The sequence below is a fragment of the Variovorax sp. 679 genome, from assembly GCF_003952185.1.
GTDB lineage: Bacteria > Pseudomonadota > Gammaproteobacteria > Burkholderiales > Burkholderiaceae_C > Variovorax.
The window spans coordinates 40,557-55,109 of the sequence record NZ_RXFS01000005.1 but is presented as its reverse complement, the minus strand read 5'-3'; the positions used below and the strand labels follow the sequence as shown (position 1 = coordinate 55,109).

Annotated in this window: 16 protein-coding genes; 1 reads left to right on the top strand and 15 read right to left on the bottom strand. The window is 68.9% G+C overall.

Going from position 1 to position 14,553, the window contains the following annotated elements; translation table 11 throughout:
• Positions 1–10: 10 nt before the first annotated feature.
• From rhtB to EJO71_RS13440, 9 genes are all read right to left on the bottom strand, one after another.
• Positions 11–649 carry a homoserine/homoserine lactone efflux protein gene (gene rhtB, locus EJO71_RS13480; RefSeq protein WP_125949573.1) on the bottom strand — a complete coding sequence of 213 codons (639 nt, stop codon included), beginning with the start codon at positions 647–649 and terminating at the stop codon, positions 11–13.
• A gap of 3 nt (positions 650–652) precedes the next feature.
• The gene (locus EJO71_RS13475) at positions 653–1,573 is read right to left on the bottom strand and encodes a hydroxymethylglutaryl-CoA lyase (protein WP_125949574.1); all 921 of its coding nucleotides are present in this window, start codon (positions 1,571–1,573) and stop codon (positions 653–655) included.
• Positions 1,574–1,731: 158 nt separating this feature from the next.
• Positions 1,732–2,040, bottom strand: a complete 309-nt coding sequence (locus tag EJO71_RS13470; protein WP_125949575.1) for an acylphosphatase — start codon at positions 2,038–2,040, stop codon at positions 1,732–1,734.
• Positions 2,041–2,053: 13 nt separating this feature from the next.
• Positions 2,054–3,223 carry an acyl-CoA dehydrogenase family protein gene (locus EJO71_RS13465; protein WP_125949576.1) on the bottom strand — a complete coding sequence of 390 codons (1,170 nt, stop codon included), beginning with the start codon at positions 3,221–3,223 and terminating at the stop codon, positions 2,054–2,056.
• Between the two features lies 1 nt (position 3,224).
• Entirely contained in the window at positions 3,225–4,442 is a 1,218-nt protein-coding gene (locus EJO71_RS13460) for a CoA transferase (RefSeq protein ID WP_125949577.1), read from the bottom strand.
• A complete protein-coding gene (locus EJO71_RS13455) occupies positions 4,439–5,455 on the bottom strand; it encodes a tripartite tricarboxylate transporter substrate binding protein (RefSeq protein WP_125949578.1) in 1,017 nt (338 codons plus the stop codon). The genes EJO71_RS13460 and EJO71_RS13455 overlap by 4 nt, the downstream gene beginning before the upstream one ends.
• 31 nt (positions 5,456–5,486) lie before the next feature.
• Entirely contained in the window at positions 5,487–5,876 is a 390-nt protein-coding gene (locus EJO71_RS13450) for a cupin domain-containing protein (protein ID WP_125949579.1), read from the bottom strand.
• Complete coding sequence (locus tag EJO71_RS13445) at positions 5,873–6,622, bottom strand: IclR family transcriptional regulator (RefSeq protein WP_125949580.1); 750 nt, start codon at positions 6,620–6,622, stop codon at positions 5,873–5,875. The genes EJO71_RS13450 and EJO71_RS13445 overlap by 4 nt, the downstream gene beginning before the upstream one ends.
• A 93-nt stretch (positions 6,623–6,715) precedes the next feature.
• Complete coding sequence (locus EJO71_RS13440) at positions 6,716–7,636, bottom strand: glyoxylate/hydroxypyruvate reductase A (protein ID WP_125949581.1); 921 nt, start codon at positions 7,634–7,636, stop codon at positions 6,716–6,718.
• 95 nt (positions 7,637–7,731) lie between these two features.
• Between EJO71_RS13440 and EJO71_RS13435 the strand changes: the two genes are divergently transcribed.
• On the top strand, positions 7,732–8,046 hold the full coding sequence (locus EJO71_RS13435) for an EthD family reductase (RefSeq protein WP_125949582.1): 315 nt from the start codon (positions 7,732–7,734) through the stop codon (positions 8,044–8,046).
• Positions 8,047–8,068: 22 nt separating this feature from the next.
• On the opposite strand, the gene yfcF is transcribed toward EJO71_RS13435, so the two are convergent.
• The 6 genes from yfcF to EJO71_RS13405 all read right to left on the bottom strand — a co-directional run bounded on the left by yfcF (position 8,069) and on the right by EJO71_RS13405 (position 14,553).
• Complete coding sequence (yfcF, locus tag EJO71_RS13430) at positions 8,069–8,701, bottom strand: glutathione transferase (RefSeq protein WP_125949583.1); 633 nt, start codon at positions 8,699–8,701, stop codon at positions 8,069–8,071.
• Positions 8,702–8,772: 71 nt separating this feature from the next.
• Entirely contained in the window at positions 8,773–9,738 is a 966-nt protein-coding gene (locus tag EJO71_RS13425) for a DUF4349 domain-containing protein (protein WP_125949584.1), read from the bottom strand.
• Positions 9,739–9,812: 74 nt separating this feature from the next.
• Entirely contained in the window at positions 9,813–11,906 is a 2,094-nt protein-coding gene (locus tag EJO71_RS13420) for an acetyl/propionyl/methylcrotonyl-CoA carboxylase subunit alpha (RefSeq protein ID WP_125949585.1), read from the bottom strand.
• Positions 11,899–12,573 (bottom strand): DUF4126 domain-containing protein, encoded by a 675-nt coding sequence (locus EJO71_RS13415; RefSeq protein ID WP_125949586.1) that lies wholly within the window; start codon positions 12,571–12,573, stop codon positions 11,899–11,901. Before EJO71_RS13415 ends, EJO71_RS13420 begins: the two co-directional genes overlap by 8 nt.
• Positions 12,574–12,598: 25 nt before the next feature.
• Positions 12,599–13,399: an enoyl-CoA hydratase/isomerase family protein gene (locus EJO71_RS13410; protein WP_125949587.1), complete on the bottom strand. Its 801-nt coding sequence runs from the start codon at positions 13,397–13,399 to the stop codon at positions 12,599–12,601.
• Positions 13,396–14,553, bottom strand: a complete 1,158-nt coding sequence (locus tag EJO71_RS13405) for a CocE/NonD family hydrolase (RefSeq protein ID WP_240651405.1) — start codon at positions 14,551–14,553, stop codon at positions 13,396–13,398. The genes EJO71_RS13410 and EJO71_RS13405 overlap by 4 nt, the downstream gene beginning before the upstream one ends.

Below are 14,553 nucleotides of genomic sequence, written 5' to 3'. Positions count from 1 at the left end.
TTCGAATCTATCAGGCGCTGCGCTTGAACATGAACAGGAACGCGCCCATCGCCATCAGCACGCCGCCGAAGACGCGGTTCTGCGCGCGCCGGGCACGCACGCTGCGAAGCAGGCCCTGCAGCCGCGCGGCCAGCCAGGCGTAGCCGTGCATCACGGTCACGTCGACCATCACCGTCGTGGCCAGCAGCACCAGCAGCTGCAGCCACAGGGGCCGCGTCGGCTGGATGAACTGCGGCAGCACGGCCGCCATGAAGACGATGCCCTTGGGGTTCGTCACGTTGGTCAGGAAGCCGCGCAGCACGCGCTGCGAGGCCGTGAGGTCGGGCTCGGCGGATGCCTCCTGCGCGTTGCCTTCGGCCTTCGCGACGGGCGCGCGCCACTGGCGCCAGCCCAGCCACAGCAGGTAGCAGGCGCCGACCACCTTGATGACCGTGAACGCGGTGGCCGAGGCGGTGAGCACCGCGCCCACGCCGAGCCCGGCCACCAGCAGGATCACGGCGAGCCCCAGCTGGAGCCCGACGATGGTCGCCGTGGTGCGCCGCACGCCGTAGCTGAGCCCGTGGCTCATGCTGAGCACCGCACCCGAACCGGGCGACACGGCAATGACGCAGCTCGCCACCAGGAATGCGAGCCAGACTTGCAGATCCATGCTTCAACCCGCCCGCTTGGTGCGGATGGCCTTCGAGGCGCGCGAATTCGGCTCGCGGCCCAGTGCCTCGCTGATGTAGACGCCCGCGTCGATCAGCCTGTCGAGGTCGATGCCGGTCTCGATGCCCATGCCGTGCAGCATGTAGACCACGTCTTCAGTCGCCACGTTGCCCGTCGCGCCCTTGGCGTAGGGGCAGCCGCCCAGGCCGGCAGAGGACGACTGGAAGTTCCACACGCCCAGCTCGAGCGCCGCCAGCGTGTTGACCAGCGCCTGCCCGTAGGTGTCGTGGAAGTGGCCGGAGATGGCGTCGACATCGAAGTGTGCCAGCGTGGCCTCCATCGCCGCCTGCACCTTGCGCGGCGTGCCCACGCCGATGGTGTCGGCCACGTCCACGCGCTGCACGCCGATGCCCTTCATCAGCTGCGCGAGGTAGCCGACCTTGGCCGGCGCGATCTCGCCCTCGTAGGGGCAGCCGACCGTGCACGACATCGCGCCGCGCACGCGGATGCCCTTTTCGAGCGCCGCGGCCACCACCGGTGCGAAGCGCTCGATGCTCTCGGCGATGGAGCAGTTGATGTTCTTCTGGCTGAAGGCCTCGCTGGCCGCACCGAACACCACGATCTCGTCGGGCCATTCCTCGCGCGGTGCGGCGATGGCCGCCTCGAAGCCCTTCATGTTGGGCGTGAGCACCGAGTAGCCCACGCCGGGCTTGCGCTGGATGCCGTGCATCACCTCGGCGTTGTCGGCCATCTGCGGCACCCACTTGGGACTCACGAAGCTGGTGACCTCGATCTCCTTCAGGCCCGCGTCCTGCAGGCGGTGCACGAGGCCGATCTTCACTTCGGCGGAGACGGGCTGCTTTTCGTTCTGCAGGCCGTCGCGCGGGCCGACGTCGACGAGCCTGACTGTGGTGGGGAGTTTCATGGGATGTCTCTGGTATCGCGGGAGGATGGAAGACCGCCTCCGATTGTCGGCCACATGGAAATACCCTGCCTGGTACACAAGCGGCGGAAGGTAGCAATGCGTGCCTGTGGCGTTGCAAATGGTGCCAGCCGCGCGGCACCGGCGGCTGGAAGAGCCGGCTAGACGGTTTCGCGCTGCTCGAAGCCTTCGGGCAGGTCGTCCGCCGGCGTGGTACCGACCATGTCGCCCAGGTCCACGGCATCGACGCGCGCGCCGTCCGGACCCTGATGCGCCCAGCGCACCAAAGCCTCCACTGCGCCGGCCTCGCCTGCGGCAAGCGCCTCCACGCTGCCGTCGCGCCGGTTGCGCACCCAGCCGCGCACGCCGAACCGCCGCGCGGCCTGCACCATCGACCAGCGGTAGCTCACGCCCTGCACGAGGCCGTGGATGGCGAGATGGCGGACGACGATGGCGTTGCGGTCGTTCATTGCATGGGTTGGATCAGTACGACTTCGGCAGCCCCAGCGCCTTCTCGGCGATGAAGTTCAGGATCATCTGCGGGCTCACCGGCGCGATGCGCGGGATGTAGCTCTCGCGCAGCAGCCGCTCGACATGGTATTCCTTCGCATAGCCCATGCCGCCGAGCGTGAGCACCGCGTTCTGGCAGGCGTCGTGCGCCGCCTCGGCCGCGAGGTACTTGGCCGCGTTGGCCTCGATGCCGCAGGGCTCGCCCGCGTCGTACAGCGTCGCTGCCTTGAGCATCATCAGGTCGGCCGCCTCCAGGTTGGCCCAGGCGCGTGCCAGCGGATGCGCCACGCCCTGGTTCTGGCCGATGGGCCGGCCGAACACGACGCGCTCCTGCGCGTACTGCGAGGCGATGCGCAGCGCCGCGCGGCCGATGCCGATGGCTTCCGCCGCGATCAATATGCGCTCGGGGTTGAGCCCGTGCAGGATGTACTCGAAACCCCGCCCTTCCTCGCCGATGCGGTCTTCTTCCGGCACGTGGAGCCCGTCGATGAAGAGCATGTTGGAGTCCACCGCCGCGCGGCCGAGCTTGTGGATCTCGCGCACCTCGACCTTACTGCGGTCCAGCGGCGTGTAGAACAGCGTGAGGCCCTGCGTGGGCTTCTTCACCTGGTCGAGCGGCGTGGTGCGCGTGAGGATCAGCATGCGGTCGGCCACCTGCGCGGTCGAGATCCAGATCTTGCGACCGTGCAGCACGTAGCCTCCATCGGGCCGGCGCACGGCCTGCGTCTTGAGGCTGGTGGTGTCGAGCCCCGCGTCGGGCTCGGTCACGGCGAAGCAGGCCTTCTCGGTGCCCGCGATCAGCGGTGGCAAAAAGCGCTGGCGCTGCGCCTCGCTGCCGAACACCACCACCGGGTTGAGCCCGAAGATGTTCATGTGAACCGACGACGCGCCCGACATGCCGGCGCCTGATGCGCTGATGGCACGCATCATCAGCGCCGCCTCGGTGATGCCGAGGCCCGCGCCGCCCTGCGCCTCGGGCATGGCGATGCCTAGCCAGCCGCTTTCGGCCACGGCGCGATGGAACTCGTGCGGGAACACGGCGCGGTCGTCGTGGTCGCGCCAGTAGTCGATGGGAAAGTCCTCGCAGAGGCGTTCGATGGCGGCGACCAGCGAGCGCTGGTCTTCGTTCAGGGAAAAGTCCATTTCAGTCCTTGGCTGTGTCGGGTTGCAGCGTCACGCCGCGTTCGAGCATGCGTTCGATGGCCTCGTCGCCGTAGCCCGCCTCGCGGAGCAGCTCCACGCTCTGCTCGCCGATGCGCGGCGCCTGGCGGCGAATGGCGGCCGGCGTGGCGCTGTAGCGGCCTACCGGCGCGAGGGTGCGGATGCGGCCTTCGCTCGGATGGTCGAGCTCGGGATAGAAGCCGACGGCGCGCAGGTGCGGATCGTCGAGCAGGCTCTCGGTGCTGTGCAGGCGCGCGACCGGGATGTCGGCGGCAGACAGCGCGGCGAACCACTCGTCGCTGCCGCGCGTGGCCATCACCTCGGCCACGAAGGCATAGACCGCGCCGATGTTCGCGGCGCGTGCCGTGTGCGTGCCGAACATCGGCGAATCACGCAGCTCCGGCCGACCGATCACGTCGAAGAAGGCCTGCCAGTGCTTGTCGTTGTAGATGAGCACGCTGAGGTAGCCGTCGGCCGTGGCGTAGGGCTTGCGGTGCGGCGCGAGCAGGCGCGCGTAGCCGGTGGGGCCGAGCGGCGGCTCGAAGCTGTGGCCGCCGAGATGGTCGCCCATGACGAACTGCGACAGCGCCTCGAACATCGGCACCTCGACGGCCTGGCCCTTGCCGGTGCGCTGGGCATGCAGCACGGCGGCCAGCAGCGCGATGGCCGCCTGCAGCCCCACCGCGCGGTCGGCTAGCGTGACGGGCGCATAGCGCGGCGCGCCGCCGCTTTGCTGCGCGAACAGCGAGGCAACGCCCGCCGCGCCCTGAATCAGGTCGTCGTAAGCGGGCTTGCCTGCATAGGGCCCCTGCTCGCCATAGCCGAAGGCGCCGAGGTAGACGATCTTCGGGTTCACGGCGGACACCGCCTCGTAGCCGAGCCCGAGCCGGGCCATCGCCTGCGGCCGCGTGTTGTAGATCAGCGCGTCGCAGCCCGCCGCAAGCCGCAGGCAGGCCTCGCGGCCCTCGGGCTGCTTGAGGTCGAGCACGATCGAGCGCTTGTTGCGGTTGAGGTGCATCGCCATCGCGCCCATGCCCGGGTTGCGCATCGGCCCGACGGCGCGCAGGTTGTCGCCGCCGGGCGGCTCGACCTTGATGACGTCGGCGCCGAGGTCGCCCAGCGTCTGCGTCGCATACGGCCCCATCACCACGGCCGTGAGGTCGAGGATGCGGATGCCCTGCAGAGGTCCGCCCGCGCTCATTCGGGCTGGATCCCCGCTGCCTGGATCAGCTTCTTCCACTTCGCCAGCTCCGACACCGTGAACGCACCCAGCTCTTCGGGCGTGCTGCCGAAGGCATCGAAGCCCAGCTTCGCCACGCGCTCGCGGAAGACCGGGCCGTTCGCCATCTCGGCGAGCACCTTGTTGAGCTTCAGCACGATGTCGCGCGGCGTGCCTGCCGGCGCGAACACGCCGTTCCACGAGGTGATGTCGAAGCCCTTGAGCTCGGGCGTGTCGGCCAGCGGCGGCAGTTCGGGAAAGAGCTTGGTGCGCTCCTGCGTGGTGACGGCGATCGCGCGCATCTTGCCGGCCTTCACCGTGGCGAGGCCCGCGGCGAGGTCGACCACCATCATCGACACCTGCCCGCCGATCAGGTCGGCGATGGCCGGCGGCGTGCTCTTGTAGGGCACGTGCAGCATCGGCACGCCGCTCATGCGCGAGAGCGTGGCGCCGCTCACGATGCCGGTGCTGTTGCCGCTCGCGTAGGTGAGCTTGCCCGGGTGGGCGCGACCCCAGGCCAGCAGCTCGGCCACGCTCTTCACGGGCAGGTCGTTGTTCACCACCAGCATGAAGGGCAGGTTGCCCATACGGCTCACCGGCGCGAAGTCTTTCACCGGGTCGTAGGGCAGCGACTTCATCAGGCTCGGGTTGGCCGAGTGCGTGGTGTTGGTCGTCATGAACAGCGTGTAGCCGTCCGGCGCCGCCTTGGCGACGTACTCGGCCGCGATCACGCCGTTGGCGCCCGCCCTGTTGTCGACGATGACCGAGGCCTTCAGCGCCTCGCCCAGCATCTGCCCCGTGATGCGCGCCACCGCGTCGGTGCCGCTGCCGGCGGCGAAGGGCACGACGATGCGTATGGGCTGCTTCGGATAGCCGTCCTGCGCGAAGGCCCAGGGCATGGCGCCCGCAAGGCCCGCGGCCGCGCCGATGGAAATGAAACGGCGACGGTTCGCCATCGCGGCCGGTTGCCCGGTCGCGTTCTTCGTTGTCTGCATGGTTTGTCTCCGGTTGTAGTGCTGTCGGTTCTCAGGGCCGGATCACGCGCTCCGGCGATTCCTCGTAGGGCGGGCTGTAGATCACCAGCACGCGCACCGGCTCGTCGCTCACCACCGTGAAGGTGTGCATCGCGTCGGCGGGAAAGAAGCAGCTGTCGCCCGGGTGCAGCTCCTGCCGCTGGCCGCCCACCTCGGCGACCGCGCGGCCCTCGAGCATGTAGCAGACCTGCTCGATGCCCGGGTGGGCGTGAGGCAGCGCGCCTTTGCCCTTCTGGATATGGCCGACGAGCACCTCGAGCTGCTTCGCGCCCACGGTCTCGGGGCCGATCAGGCGCTTGTTCAGCGTGCCGGTGTGGTTGGCCGGGTGGTAGCCGGTGATCTCGTCCTCGCGGACGAAGTAGCGCGGGGAGCTTGCAGTCATCGGGGGCTTTCGTTCTTGGGTTCGATGGCGAGGCAGGCGGAGCGCAGCATCGCGGCGATCTCCTCGATGCGCGCCTCCATGCGGTAGCGCGGGCCTGCGACGGAGATGGCATAGGCCTCGCCGCCGATGCGCAGCGGCCAGGCCAGGCCGATCAGGTCGGGAATGCTTTCGCCGAGGTTGCCGTACCAGCCGCGCACGGCGGAGCGCTGCAGCTCGGCCTCGATGGCGTCGGCGGTGGTGAGCGTGGCGTCGGTCAGCGGCGCGAGCGTCATGCCTTCGAGCAGGCTGCGGCGCGCGCCGGGTTCGAGCGTGGACAGCAGCGCACGGCCGATGGAATTGGCATAGGCCGGGCGCGTCTCGCCCGACTCGGCTGTGTAGCGAATGCTCTGCGGCGCGCTCAGCACCTCCAGGTAGACCACCTGCCCCGCATCACGGAACTTGCCGAAGACCACCGTCTCGCGCGCCGCGTCGCGCAGCTCCTCGAGCGTGGCCTTCACCCGGTCGAGCACCGGGTCGTGGGCGGCGATGACCTGCGCCATCGCGAGCAGCCTGCCCGTCGGGTAGTAGCCCTGGCGGCGGCCGGTCTCGTACATGTAGCCCTGCTCCTCGAGCGTGCGGATCAGGCCCAGGCAGCTCGACACCGGCATGTCGAGCAGGCGCGCCATCTCGGAAAGAGCCAGCGGCTGCTTCTCCCGGGCGAAGAGCTCGACGATCTCGATCACCCGAAACGCAGTTTTCACAGTCATGAAAATATTTTCATACTTGTGAAAAACTATTGTTTCAGGGTTTCCCCTGCCCGCTTTGCACTCCGGCGGGCCCGGAGATAGGGTGCGCGCCCGTCAGTAGCCGCGCACCGGATCGACCACGCCAACGATCGGCAGCCCCTTCTCCATCGCACGGATCTTCCCGGCGATCTGGGCGATGGACTCCTCGCGCAGCGTGCGCGCCGAGCCGTGCGGGGTCACGGTGATCTTCGGATGGCGCCAGAAGGCGTGGTCCGATGGCAGCGGCTCGACCTGGAACACGTCGAGCGTCGCGCCCGCGAGCCGGCCGGCGTCGAGCAGCGGGATCAGGTCGTCTTCCACCAGGTGGCCGCCGCGCGCGATGCTGATGAGATAGCCCTCGGGCTTGAGCTTGCCCAGCGTGTCGCGGTTGAGGATGCCGCGCGTTGCCTCGGTCAGCGGCAGCAGGTTGACCAGCACGCGCGTGGACGACAGGAACTCGTCGAACTGCGCCTCGCCGCTGAACACGCGCACGCCTTCGATCTCTTTTGGCGAACGGCTCCAGCCCAGCACCGGAAACTCGAACTGCGCCACGGCCTTCGCCACGCGCTCGCCGAGCACGCCCAGCCCCATGATGCCGACCGGGAAGTCGCGCCGCAGCTTCGGCTTGCGGTAGCTCCACTTGCCCTCGCGCGCGTCGGCCTCGTAGACATCGAACTCGCGGAAGTGGCGGATCAGCGTGTGGCAGACGTACTCGGCCATCTGCACCGACATGCCCGCGTCGTCGAGCCGCACGATGCGGGTGTGCGCCGGCACCTTCAGCTTGAGCAGCGCATCGACGCCCGCGCCGATGTTGAAGATGCCGCGCAGCTTCGGCTGCTCGTCGAGAAACTCCTGCGGCGGCGCCCACACCACGGCATGGTCGGCCTGCGGAGCACCGGGCTTCCAGGCTTCGATGACGGCATCGGGGAGTTCGGCCTTCAGGCCTTCGATCCAGGGGTCTGGGCGGTTGTCGGTGAGGTAGACGGTGATTCGCATGGGCACGCATCTTAGGTCGCGGCCGCGTCGCCCTCGGCTTGTGCGGGCACTGGCCATCTCCTATCCTCGAACGCCCATCTCAGGAGACTCCTTGCATGATCAAGTTCAGCGTGATGTACCCCCACACCCCCGGCGCACGGTTCGATCACGACTACTACCGCGACAAGCACATGCCCATGCTCAAGGCCCGCATGGGTGACGCATGCCTCTCGTACACCATCGACAAGGGCCTGGGCGGCGGCGCGCCGGGCTCAGCGCCCACCTACGTCGCCATGTGCCACGTGTTCGCCGAATCGGTCGAATCCTTCCAGAAGGCCTTCGGCCCGCACGCGAAGGAGATCAGGGACGACGTGAAGAACTACACCGACATCGCGCCGGCGACGCAGATCAGCGAAGTAGTGGTGGGCTGACGGGCTCGCCGCCGCCGAAGACTCAGCGCGGCGGCCGCTCCAGCGCCACCCAGCGCTGCACCGAAGGCCGCTGCCACTGGCGGTCGGCATAGGAGGCCAGCCGCTGCGGCACGGCATCGCCGTTCATGACCAGACGGTTGAGCATCAGAGCCAGGTCGACATCAACAATGGACCACTCGCCGAACAGGTTCTCGGCGCCATCGGCAAGCAGCGCCTGCGCCACCTGGAAGAGCGTCTTCGCCGCCCGGTGGGCCGTTGCCGACAGCGGCGCGCCGGCCGGGCCGTAGAAGATCACCTCGGTGGGGCGTTCCTGCCGGATCGGCATCAGGTCGCTTCGGAGCCAGGCCTGCAGCTGGCGCGCCCGGGCCCTGGTGCGCGGCTCGGCGGGGTACAGCGGCGTTCCCAGCACAAAGCTCTCTTCGATGTACTCGGTGATGGCGGACGACTCCGACAGGGCGAAGTCGCCGTGCACCAGCGTCGGCACGCGTTGCGTGAGCGACAGCTGCGAGAAGCCCGCCGCCCGGTGCTCCAGCGCGCTCAGGTCGAGGGGCGACATCTCAAAGGCGAGCTGCTTCTCGTGCAGCGCCACGAACACCGACATGGCATAGGGGCTGGCGTACTGGGCATCCACGTAGAGACGCAGCGGATCCGGCATCGGGAAAAGCTCCTGGGGTAAGAAAAAGGGCCTAGAACAGAGCCCTCCCCGATCTTACTTACTCGGCCGCATCATTTGGCCGCGGCGCGGCGACGACGCCACAGCACGCGCGCCAGCCAGCCCACCGGCAGCACCACCAGCACCAGCCACGGCAGCACCGCCGCGATGAAGGTGATGAGCGAGCCCACGCTTTCCGCCAGCACCGAGCCGGCGTTGCGCAGCGCATGCCGCATCGGGCTGTAGCCGTCGCCGCTGCTCACCAGCGCGCGCTTGGCCGAGAACTGGATCTGGATGTGCTGCTTGCTGGTCTGCTGCGCCAGCACCTTTCGCTGCGTGGCGATGGCGTCGAGCTCGGCCTGCGTGTCCGACAGCGTGCGCTGGATGGCCAGCAGGTCGGCCATGGTGCGCTTGGTGACGGTGTCGCGCAGCATCGTGCGCAGGCTGTCGCGGAACTCGGTGCGGTTCTTGATGCGGGCCTCGACGTCGATCACCTCGGCGGTCTTGTCCTCGCTGGTGGTGGTGTGCGAGACCACGTTCGCCACGCCGGCCAGGCCGCCGAGCAGCTTGTCGACGTCGGCGGGCTCCACGCGCATCTCGAGCATGGCGTTGCCGGGCTGCTGCGGCGTCTCGCGCAGCAACGACGACGACAGCAGCTCGCACTTCAGCGTGCCGCACAGGTCGCGCACCTTTCCCCAGGCGTCGGCCAGCTGCTCGGCCGGCACTTCGACGTTCAGGTCCTGCCGCACGGCCAGGAAACGCTGCAGCGGCGTGCCGTCCTGCTGCGAGTCGGTGGCCGAAGGCGCGGAGGCCGGCTCCGCCGAGCGCATGCGCTGCTCCTTCATGGCCATGCCGCCACCGTAGCCGGCTGCCGCCTGCATGGGCGCGGGCGGCGGGGCCGGTTCGGCGAGCACGTTGGCTTCGCCGCTGCTGCGGTTGCAGCCAGCCAGCGAGAGCGCGGCTGCAAGGGCCAGCAGGGCGATGCCCGCATGGCGGCGGGCGGAGAAACGGCGGGGCAAACGGGGCAGGCGATAGGTCATGGAACGATTCCCTTGAGTGATGACTACCGCAGCTGATACGGGCAGGCGCCCGAAACGGGGTTAACTTTTTTTCGTCAGGCCGCCACCGCCGCGCTCATCCGAAGCAGTTCGTCGCCCTCGGCCACCTGCTCGCCCGGCGCGAACATCAGCTCCTCCACCGTGCCGTCAGCCGGTGCGGCGATGGTGTGTTCCATCTTCATGGCTTCCATCACCGCCAGCGGCTGGCCACGGCTGACCTTGTCGCCGGCCTTGACCGCGAAGGACACGACCTTGCCGGGCATCGGCGCCGTGAGGCGGCCGCCTTCGGCATGGGTGTCGCCGGCGTGGGCGAGGCGGTCGATGGCGGTGATCTTCGTGGCGCCCTTCGATGCAAAAACGTGCGCGGTGGCGCCGTCGAGGTGCACGTCGAGCGTCTGGCGCGTGCCGGCGAACTCCACCTCGAACTCGCCGGTCGGGAACTGGCCGATCACCAGCGGCCCTTCGGCGCCGCCGGCCTCGAGCCACAGGCTGCCGTCGCGCTTGTAGGTCAGCACCGCGGTCTGCTCGGCACCGCGGAACTCGAAGTCGAAGTGGCGGCGGTACTCGCCCAGCGAGCGCCAGCCATCGCGCCGCGCAAAGGGATCGGGCATCTTCGCGGGCCATTCGGTGATCAGCGTGCGCGTGATGGCTGCGGCAGCCGCCAGCGGCAGGCCCAGCGGCTCGCGATCGAACAGCACGGCGCGCTCGCGCTCGATCAGCGCGGTGTCGAGGTTGGCCTTCGAGAACGACTGGGTCGCCAGGATGCCGCGCAGGAACTGCACGTTGGTGGCCACGCCCACGATCTGCACCTGCGCGAGCGCAGCGTCGAGCCGGGCCAGCGCCTCTTCGCGCGTGGAGCCGTGCACGATCAGCTTGGCGATCATCGAGTCGTAGAAGGGCGAGATCTCGCCACCCTCGCGCACGCCGTCGTCGATGCGCACGCGGCTGCGCTGGAATGCGGTCGCCTGCGGCTTGCGGTACACGCGCAGCGTGCCGGTGGCGGGCAGGAAGTTGTTGTCGGGGTTCTCGGCGCAGATGCGCGCCTCGATGGCATGGCCGTGGATCTGCAGCTCCGACTGCTTCGCGGGCAGCGTCTCGCCCGAGGCCACGCGCAGTTGCCACTCGACGAGGTCCTGCCCCGTGATGGCCTCGGTCACCGGGTGCTCCACCTGCAGGCGCGTGTTCATCTCCATGAAGAAGAAGTTCATCTCGACAGAATCGGCCCCCACGCTCGGCACTGACGTGTCCTCGCTGCCCCCCGAGGGGGCGCTCGCTTGCTTGGGGCGGCCCGGCGCGGCGCGAGTTTCTCGCTGCTCGACGATGAACTCCACCGTGCCCGCGCCCACGTAGTTCACCGCGCGCGCGGCGGCCACGGCGGCCTCGCCCATCTGCTTGCGCATCGCCTCGGTCATGCCGGGCGCGGGAGCTTCTTCAAGTACCTTCTGGTGGCGGCGCTGCACCGAGCAGTCGCGCTCGAACAGGTAGACGTAGTTGCCGTGCGCGTCGCCGAACACCTGGATCTCGATGTGGCGCGGGCGCTGCACGTACTTCTCGATCAGCACCGCGTCGTCGCCGAAGCTGTTGATGGCCTCGCGCTGGCACGAGGCAAGCGCGGCGGCGAAGTCTTCGGCCTTGTCGACCGCGCGCATGCCCTTGCCGCCGCCGCCGGCGCTGGCCTTGATGAGAACCGGGTAGCCGATGCGATCGGCCTCGCGCTGCAGCAGCTGCGGGTTCTGGTCATGGCCGTGGTAGCCCGGCACCAGCGGCACGCCGGCCTTTTCCATCAGCTGCTTCGACTCGGCCTTCAGGCCCATCGCCTTGATGGCCGAGGGCGGCGGGCCGATGAAGACGAGGCCCGCATCGGCGCAGGCCTGCGCGAACTCCTCGTTCTCGCTCAGGAAGCCGTAGCCCGGGTGAACCGCCTCGGCGCCCGTGGCCTTGGCGGCTTCGAGGATCTTTTCCCAGCGCAGGTAGCTGTCCTTCGGCGCGCTGCCGCCGAGGTGCACCGACTCGTCGCAGGCGCGCACATGGTTGGCATGCGCATCGGCATCGGAGTAGACGGCGACGGTGCGTATCGCCATGCGGCGGGCAGTGGCAGCTACACGGCAGGCGATCTCGCCACGGTTCGCAATGAGGATCTTCTTAAACATTCGGAGTGTCTCCCGGAGGATTCTTTTTCAGTTGAAACGCGGGCACCACGCCCGGATCGGGCCGGCCGCTGAAGATGCGGGCCACGCGGGCGAACAGCGCCTTGAGGAAACGCCAGCTCTTGCGGATGAGCCACACGCTCGCCACAAGCACCAGCACGAACAGCACGAAGAAGACGAAGGGATGCGCCACCGCGAGCCACAGCCCCGCGGGCACCATGGCGTCTTCCGCCAGCGAGGCGCCGACGTTCGAGAAAGGCTCCGGCGACGTGTTGATCGCCGCGCGCGTCGTGGCCTTGGCCGCGTGCGCGGTGGCCGCGAAGCTGCCGCCCAGCAGCGCCGCGACGATCGCCATCACGCCATGGTCCACGCCGAACACGCTGGCCGCGAGCGCCGCGCCGGCCGGAATGCGGATCGCCGTGTGCACCACGTCCCACAGCGAATCGAGGCCGGGGATCTTGTCGGCGAAGAATTCGATGAACACCATGAAGCCGCTGGCCGCGATCACCACCGGATGCGCCAGCAACTGCAGCCCGCCCGGCAGCGGCACCCAACCGAGGTACCCGACCAGCCCCGTCAGCAGCACGACAAGGTAAAGCCGCACGCCGCTGGCCCAGCCGATGGCGGCGGCCAGTGCGATGAGCTGGGGCATGTCGAGGCTGGTGTTCATGGCGGGACCTCCGGAGGATGGGTCGTCAGGCCTTGTTCGCTTCGAGCCACGAGGGCTTGCGCTTCTGCAGGAAGGCCTGCACGCCTTCGCGGCCTTCGTCGCTCGCGCGGATGTCGGCGATGCCTTCGACCGTCTTCGCGATCAGCGCGTCGTCGATCTCGCGGCCGGCCACGTCGGCGATCAATTGCTTGCAGGCGCGCACCGCAGCCGGGCTCGCCCCGGTCAGTGCCTTCACGAGCTCGTCGACCTTCGCATCGAGCGCGTCGGCAGCGACCACTTCATGCACGAAGCCGATGCGATGCGCCTCGGCGGCGGTGAAGCGCTCGGCCGTGAGGAAGTAGCGCTGCGAGGCGCGTGTGCCCATCGCGCGCAGCACGTACGGGCTGATGGTCGCGGGCACGAGGCCGATCTTCACTTCGCTCAGGCAGTACCAGGCGGTGTCCACGCTCACGGCCATGTCGCAGGCGGCGACCAGCCCCATGCCGCCCGCATACACGTCGCCCTGCACGCGCGCGATGGTGGGCTTTGGGCATTCGGCAATCGTGCGCAGCATGGCGGCGAGCTTGCCCGCGTCGGCGATGTTCTCGTCGCGCGTGTAGTCGGCCATGCGGCGCATCCAGTTGAGGTTCGCGCCCGCGCAGAAGGCCGGGCCGTTCGCGCCGAGCACGATGGCCTTGACCTGCGGCGCCGCGCCGGCCTCGGTGAAGGCCTGCGTCAGCTCGGCGATGACGATGTCGTCGAAGGCGTTGCGTGCGTCGGGCTGGTCGAGCCAGATGCGGGCGATGGCGCCCTCGAGGCTCAGTTGCAGTTTGGTGTATTGGGTCATTGTTCCGGTTTCCAGACGACGTTGGCATCGACTGCATAGAGCTGGCATCCGCCCGCTGGTGCCTTGCGGGCGCAGCTTTCCATCGCCCGGCCGCGCGGGTCTTCTCCGCCCCATGCGGAGCCCCATCCGCCTTGCGAGCTGGCCGCGAACGCACGGGGAGAGGGCTTTTCCAGGAAGACCCGATAACCCTTCAGCGAAGCCTCGCTCTGGTCGGGCACGCGGTCCACCGCGTCGATGGCGGCAAAGCCGCTGGGCGGCATCGCCGGCTCGACCGCATAGCGCGCAAATTCGGCGCGCGGCTCGTCCGGCATGCCGATCTCGCGCAGGAATTTCGCGACCTCCGGCTGCCAGATGCGCGCGCCGTCGGCGGCGCCGAACATCGAGTGCGAATCGCCGCCGAAGGTGCCGAACGCCACCAGCCGGGCCCTGCCGCCCGCCGCGACGTAGCTCTCGTGCATGCCCTTCCAGGCGAAGGGCGGAAAATAGCTGTCGTTGTCGCCGTAGAACCAGAGCGATGGAACGCTCGTCCCCTTGCCGTAGCTGCCGGCCGCGCCGATCAGGCCCTGCTGCCAGCCCACGCACTGCTCCTGCTTGAGGCCGCCGGCGAAATCGATCAGCCCCTTCACGCCCGGATAGTTCAGCGTGCCGAAGGCCAGCGTGGTCCATCCGCCGTGCGACTGGCCCGCGACCACGATGCGCGTCTTGTCCGCCCAGAGCTGCGCCGTCACGTAGTCGAGTACCGCGGCCACGTCACCGGCCTGCTCGCGGCCGTTGCTCTCCACATTGCAGCCGCCGCCGATGTAGCTGCCGGTCGACTTGGAGAAGCCCTGCCGCATCGGCACCACCACGGCATAGCCTCGCGCCAGGAAGAAGCGGACCGCACCCAGCGGCCGGTAGCGGCCCTGGAAGCGCGGATCGCCGTTGGCCTTGCCGTGGTTGATCACCACGATCGGAAACGGCCCTGCGCCATCGGGCTGATAGATCGTGGTCTCCAGCTCTGTGGTGAACAGTCCCGACTTCTTCGGCACCATCACCACCGATTCCGGCAATGCTGCCGCGCCCATGGCCTGCGTGCACGCCAGCGCGGCAGCGGCGAACCCGAGCAGGGCCGCGATCCGCCGGGCGTGCAAGCCGATGGTGCGCGCGAGCCTCAT